The sequence below is a fragment of the Pseudonocardia pini genome (genome assembly GCF_013870575.1).
GTDB lineage: Bacteria > Actinomycetota > Actinomycetes > Mycobacteriales > Pseudonocardiaceae > Pseudonocardia > Pseudonocardia pini.
This window is the reverse complement of the sequence record NZ_JACBXB010000356.1, coordinates 1-5,469: the sequence shown is the minus strand read 5'-3', so window position 1 is coordinate 5,469 and position 5,469 is coordinate 1. Positions and strand designations below refer to the sequence as shown.

General features: G+C 74.6%; 6 protein-coding genes. All 6 read right to left on the bottom strand.

The genetic code is table 11. From position 1 onward, the window contains the following. Positions 1-935: class I SAM-dependent methyltransferase (locus H5J29_RS19315; RefSeq protein WP_181782448.1), on the bottom strand; the 935-nt coding region annotated here is incomplete at its 3' end. After that, positions 932-1,915 (bottom strand): aminotransferase class IV, encoded by a 984-nt coding sequence (locus H5J29_RS19310; RefSeq protein WP_181782446.1) that lies wholly within the window; start codon positions 1,913-1,915, stop codon positions 932-934. The genes H5J29_RS19310 and H5J29_RS19315, both read right to left, overlap by 4 nt. Positions 1,916-1,938: 23 nt before the next feature. Beyond that, positions 1,939-2,838 (bottom strand): phytanoyl-CoA dioxygenase family protein, encoded by a 900-nt coding sequence (locus H5J29_RS19305; protein WP_181782444.1) that lies wholly within the window; start codon positions 2,836-2,838, stop codon positions 1,939-1,941. A 26-nt stretch (positions 2,839-2,864) separates the two neighbouring features. Next, entirely contained in the window at positions 2,865-4,115 is a 1,251-nt protein-coding gene (locus H5J29_RS19300; protein ID WP_181782442.1) for a polysaccharide pyruvyl transferase family protein, read from the bottom strand. Continuing rightward, positions 4,112-5,032: a glycosyltransferase family 2 protein gene (locus H5J29_RS19295; RefSeq protein ID WP_181782441.1), complete on the bottom strand. Its 921-nt coding sequence runs from the start codon at positions 5,030-5,032 to the stop codon at positions 4,112-4,114. The genes H5J29_RS19300 and H5J29_RS19295 overlap by 4 nt, the downstream gene beginning before the upstream one ends. 3 nt (positions 5,033-5,035) lie before the next feature. Further along, the coding region (locus H5J29_RS19290) for a UDP binding domain-containing protein (protein ID WP_246394054.1) at positions 5,036-5,469 on the bottom strand (434 nt) is incomplete at its 5' end.

Below are 5,469 nucleotides of genomic sequence, written 5' to 3'. Positions count from 1 at the left end.
AGCGCGAGGAACGAGATGGCCCGCGCCCCGGCGCACCACGCGACGATCCGCCCGTCCACCTCCCGGGTCTCGCGCAAGGCGTCGCGCCACAGGGCGATCCGCTCGTCCGTGTGGGCCTGCAGCCCCGCGACGGCGTCGGCGAGGTCGCTCACCCCGCCGTCGGCGTCGCGTGCGGGGACCTCGGTGGGCCGGGCCTCCACCGCGAGGAACCGTCCATGGTGGACCTCCCGGACGGCGAGGACCTCGAACCCCGTCTCGCGGAACAGCCGCCGCGCGGACTGCGGGGTGAAGTAGCTGCGGTGCTCGTAGGTGACGTCCCAGGGGTCCCATCCGTCGGCCGCGGCCGCGCGGTTCACGAGCTCCACGTACACGAGCGGGGTGCGGGCCCCGACGCTCTCCCGGATCCCCCGCAGCAGCTCGAGCGGGTCGTCCATCAGGTAGAGCATGTGCCGACAGGACACCAGGTCGGTGTCCGGCGGCAGTAGGTCGGGCCGGAAGTACTCGCGCACCATCCGCACCCGGGTGTCCGCGACCTCGCCCGCGGCCGGGTCGACGCCGGTCCCCGCGGCCATCCCGGCGGCGAGCAGCGCCTCGAGGAAGTCGCCGAAGCCGCAGGCGATGTCGACCGCGGCACCCCCGGCGAGCCCGTACTCGGTGACGAGCCGTTCGGCGGTCTCGCGGACGTGGCGGGCGAAGCTGGGCGAGTGGCCCATGAACGTCGTGTAGCCGACGTCGTAGACGACCTGTTCCGGCCGGGGCGCCGCGTCGTAGACGAACCCGCAGGCCGCACAGTGGCACAGCACGCAGGACCCGGTGGGCATGGCCGCCGCCGCGGCCGAGGTGTCGGGGAACCGCCCCTCCTCCACGGGCACGCCGTCGAGGGACAGGACCGGCGCGAAGTCCGGATGTCCACAGAGCGGGCACGTGGCGGTCACTCCGCCGCTCCGACCAGCGGGGTGGGGGTGACCGGCCGGATCTCGGCGCCGTCGCGGCGCAGCAGCGGGACGAGCGGGGCGGAGGCCAGGGCCGACCTGCCCCGCATCACCCCCAGGTAGCTGCGGCGGACGTCGGCGAGCAACCCGTCGAGGGCGTAGGAGTGGCCGTCGACCTCCGCCACCGGCGTGAGCTCCGTGATCGTCCCGACGAGCCCGCACTCCTGCGCCACGAGCAGCTCGGTCCGCTCGATCGGCCTGCGGGAGAACGGGATCCCCGTCGTGGCACACAGCTCCTCGAGCGCGTCGACGGTGATGCTGTCCAGGCACCCCTCGGTGGGCGGCGGGGTGACGAGCCCGGAGCGGTCGACGATCACGACGCACGCCCCGGTGGCCTCGGCGACCCGCCCGCTCTCGTTCAGCAGGACGGCCTCGTCGGCACCCGCGCGGTTCGCCTCGATCCGCGCGACCCGGCCCATCACGTAGTTGGCCGCGCTCTTGATCCGGGCAGGCAGCACCGAGTCCCCGCCTCGACGCCACGTGCTGACCGCCGCGCGCATCGGGGTCGGGTCCGCGGTGGTCTGGGTGTAGGCGGTGGTCACGAGGTCCGCGACCGTCCCCTCGCCCCAGTGCCCCTCGACCCCGTAGAGGGTCGTGCGGAACCACAGGTCCCGCTCTGGGACCACCAGCTCGGCCCCGAGCCGTGCCAGCCAGCCGACGTACTCCTCGTAGCCGAACCGGATCGGCACGTGCAGCAGCCGCGCCGAGCGGCACAGGCGGTCGTAGTGCCGCCGGGGGCTGCGGAGCGCGAAGGTCTCCCCGCTGTCGTCCCAGTACCCCTTCACCCCCTCGAAGACGCTGAGGGCGCGGGTCAGCGCCTCGGCGCCGATGTGGATCCGGACGTCCCCGTAGGCCACGAGGTCGCCGTTGACCGATGCCCAGCGCGGCGTCTGCAGCTGAGACAGCGATGCCGTGTGTGCCACCCGCTCCTCCGATCCTCGTCGCGTCAGACGCCGTGCGGCACGGCGGCCGGGCGGTCGAACGCCGCCATGACGTCGTCGGGTACGGCCGCCCCGTCGGTCATCCGGTGGAAGTCGCCCAGCGAGGTCCCCGTCGCGGCCACGTCGACGCCCGGGGCGCCGCGCCCGCTGCGCAGGTCGGCGACGTCCACGGTGCGGAAGTCCACGCTGTAGCGGGCCACCCCGCTGGTGTTCGGGATCGACGCGTGCAGCTGGTCGCCGGAGAAGAGCATCACGCCGCCCACCGGCGGGACCAGGCAGAGCCGCGGCTCGTCGGGCGGCAGGGGCGCGACCGGGGCGGGCTGCACCCGCGTGTCCCGGGTGTTGAGCTCGCTCATCCGCGAGCGCCAGGCGTTCCACTCCGTGTAGTCGTAGGAGCTGCTCGTGTTCGGCACCTCCCGGCCGAAGCCCCGCGGGTAGAACTCCATGACGTTCGAGGGCGCCACGGGCCACAGCGGCAGCCACCAGTTGAGCTGCTGCAGCGGGGCGCTGTACCAGGTGTCGCGGTGCGGCTGGAAGGCGTAGGCGATGCCGGTCGTGAGCCCGCCGAGCGGGAACGCGGTGCGCAGCTTCGGCACGTCGGCGTAGACCGCGGCCGGGTCGGCGCCGAGCGCGGTCACGATCCGCCGGACGTGCGCGATCGACTCGGGATGGTGGATGAACCGCGGCTTGAACGCGATGAGGATCTCCGCCAGCTCCTCCGGTGTGCGGTGCTCCTGCACCGTCCGCGGCTCGAACGGCGCGAAGGCCTCGGTGATGAGCCCGCGGGCGAACTCCGCGAACGCGGCGATCTCGGGGACGTGGGTGTACACCACGACGTCCCCGGCGAAGAGCCGGTCGCGGCGCTCGCGGTCGTCGAACTCGGGATCGATGTGGACGTCGACCATGGTCGTCGTACCTCCTCGGGAACCGGTCATCCGGTGGGTGCGTGGTGGGCGGCGGGTCGGGGGGCGGCGGGGGACGGCCCGGGGAACAGCGCGGCGTCCAGCAGCGCGAACTGCTCGTCGAGCGCGCGGCGGTAGCCCGCGGTCCGGTGCGCGATCTCAGCCGACACGGCCTCGCGGGTGGCCAGCAGGTCGGCGAGCTGGTCGAGCACCTCCCGCGGGTCGAACCGGCCCGCCCGATGGCAGTACGCCCCCAGGCCCACCTCCGCCATCAGGACCTCGTTCTTCGCGCTGTAGCCGAGCGAGACGGTGGGGCGGGCGGTCCGGAGCGCGCAGACGACGTTGTGGAACCGGGTGGCGACGACGGCGTCGAGACCGACCATCTGCCGCATCAGCCCGTCGAGGGACGTGACCGGGTCGGCGTGGACCCGGCCCAGCTCCGCGGGGCGGTGGGCGGCGACGTCGGCCCGGACGAGCCGCACGACGGCCTCGTCGGCGCGGTCGCCGACCAGCAGCCGCACGTCGTGGCCGGAGTCCAGGATCCCGTCGACCAGCTGCTGCACCGCGGCCACGTAGCGGGCGTGGACCTCCTCGGCCCGGCCGCGGTCGGCGTTGTCGCCGTGGAAGTCGAGGACGCCGACGCCGACGACCCCGGTCGGCCCGGCGACGGCGGGCGGCGCGGGCAGGGCGTGGACGAGGTCGGGGACGACCCGGTCGCCGCGCTCGCGCAGCCCCATCCGCCGCATCGCTGCGCGCGAGTACTCGTCCCGGTAGGACAGGTAGGTCACCGAGCGGGCCGCCCCCACGAACAGCGCCCGCAGCGCGCGCGACCGGACGTCGTCGGCACCCACGCCGACCAGCGCCACCCTGGTGCCGACGAGCCTGCCGGAGGCGCACACCAGGAACTGCGTGTACGGGGTCCCCCAGGGCCGCAACGGCAGGGTCGCCTCGAACGCCCCCATCCCCGCCATGACCACCGCGTCCTGGCGGCGCACCCAGGCGGGGACGCGCACGGCGTCGACGATCTTGCCGAAGGCCTTGCGCGCCAGGGCGACCGGCGAGGCCGCGGTGCTGTACTCCTGGCGGTTCCAGTGCATCGGGGTGGCCCGGATCCCCCACCGCTCGCGGGCGGCCTCGGGCGCGTCGGTCAGCGCCTCGAACTCCGCCGTGGGGTACCGCTCGCGCAGGTGGCCGAGCATCGCGTCGAGCGAGCCGTCGTTGCCGAGGTTGCCGGAGCCGAGCAGCCCGTAGAAGCCGATGCGCGGCGCGCGGGTCCTCATGCCTGCCGCCCCTCGACGCGCTCCCCCGTGGGTCCGGCGTGGATCTCCGGCTCCGGCTCGGCGCCCCGGTGCAGCCGACGCGGCCGGGCCCGGCTGCCGAGCCACTCGCCGACCAGCAGGTAGCAGGCACGCCGGTCCGCGGCCGAGAGCGGCGCCCGGTGGATCTGCCGCAGGTATCCCAGGACGTACTCGGCGAGGAGCCGGGGCACGGGATGGCGGAGGCGATCCGCGCGACGGGGGTCCATCGTGGTGCACCACGCGCGGACCGAGGGCGCCCGCGTGGCCCGGTCCGGCTGGTCGCGGCGGTAGTACAGCCAGTCGGGGACCTGGTGGAAGGGGCCGTGCAGGGTCAGCGACCCGATGAGGACGCGGTCGGCGCGGTAGAAGCTGCCGTAGGGCAGCACCCGGCGCAGGACGTCGGTCCGGAACACGGCGTAGGCGTCGTCCCCGCCGACGTCGAACAGCGCGCTGCGGAAGCGCTCCGGGGCGTGCGGCGACGCCGTCGCCAGGGGGTACCGGTAGCGGTCGAGGATCGCGCCGTCGCCGTCGATCTTGGCGGTCCAGGCGTGGGCGGCGATCGTCCCCGGGTGCGCGTCGAGCGCTGCGACGCAGCGTTCCAGCAGGTCGGGGGCGTAGCAGTCGTCGTGCGAGGCCCACTTGAACAGCGGGCTGCCCGCCATCTCCGTCGTGGCGTTGTGGTTCCCGGTGGCCCCGATGTTGCGGGTCTGCCGCACGTACCGGATCCGCGCGTCCCGCGCCGCGTACCGGCGGCAGATCGCCGCGGTCCGGTCGGTCGACGCGTTGTCGGAGACGATCAGCTCGAAGTCGCCGAAGGTCTGGTCCAGCAGGGCGTCGAGTGCCTCGGCGAGGTACTCCTCGCCGTTGTACACCGGCAGCCCGATGCTCAGTCGTGGCACCGGTCAGGCCCTCCGTTCCAGGTCGACCGCCGGACGGTCGCCGCGGGTGAGGCCGAGCGCCGCGTAGCGGGCGACGTCACCCGGGTCCAGGAGCCGCCTCCCGTCGACGACGAGCGGCTCGGCCCCGGCGGCCCGCAGCAGCGCGGGCACGGCCAGGTACTCGTTCCAGCGGGTCACCAGCACGACCGCCTCGGCCCCGTCGAGCGCCCGCGCCAGGTCGTGGGTGAGCCGTACGCGGTCCGGGAGCACGTCCGGGCCGACGACGGGATCGTGGGCGAGCACGGTGGCACCCTCCTCGAGCAGGGCGCGCAGGACGGGGAACGCCGGGGAGTGCCGGACGTCGTCGGTGTCCGGCTTGAACGCCAGCCCCAACACGGTGACCGCGCGCCCGGCGAGCGGGCCCAGCTCACGGCGGAGCAGGTCGACGAGGCGGGCGG